General features: G+C 72.7%; 1 protein-coding gene. It reads left to right on the top strand.

The window, feature by feature from the left end:
- Position 1: 1 nt before the first annotated feature.
- A partial coding sequence (locus ABD323_RS42685) for a glycosyltransferase family 2 protein (RefSeq protein ID WP_344447431.1) occupies positions 2–740 on the top strand: 739 nt, incomplete at its 3' end.

Below are 740 nucleotides of genomic sequence, written 5' to 3' on the forward strand. Positions count from 1 at the left end.
GATCGTTCCGGTGTACCAGGTCGAGGAGTACCTGGCCGAGTGCCTCGACTCGGTGCTCACCCAGTCCTGTCCGGACCTCGAGCTGATCGCGGTTGACGACCGCTCGCCCGACGGCTGCGGCGCCCTGCTGGACGAGGCCGCCCGCCGCGACCAGCGGCTCCGGGTGCTCCACCTCCCCCCCAACGTCGGCCCCGCCCGGGCCAGGAACCCCGGGCTGGAGGCCCCCACCGGCGACTACGTGATCTTCCTGCACACCCACGACACGCTGACCCCCGGCCTGCTCCAGCCGGTCGAGGACCGGCTGAAGTCCACCGCCGACCCGGATCTGCTGGTCTACGACTACGCCCGCGCGTACTGGGACGGCCGGGTGGTCCGCTCCGCCTCCGCCCCGGTCTTCGCCCGCCCCGGCCCCGAGGTCTTCGACCTGGACCTGCGCCCCGACCTGCTCGACCTGCTGATGGTGGTCTGGAACAAGGCCTACCGCCGGGACTACCTCGCCGAGCAGGGCCTGACCTTCCCGGCCGGGTACTACGAGGACACCCCGTGGACCTTCCCGGCGCTGCTGGCCGCCGGGCGGATCACCCTGCTCGACCTGGTCGGCGTGCACTACCGCCAGCGGCGCGAGGGCGGCAACATCCTGGCCACCGCGACCCGCAGGCACTTCGACGTCTTCGACCAGTACGACCGGGTCTTCGCCTTCCTGGACGCCCGTCCCGACCTGGCCCGCTGGCGCCCGGTGG

The sequence above is a fragment of the Kitasatospora nipponensis genome, from assembly GCF_039528135.1.
Classification (GTDB): Bacteria; Actinomycetota; Actinomycetes; order Streptomycetales; family Streptomycetaceae; genus Kitasatospora; species Kitasatospora nipponensis.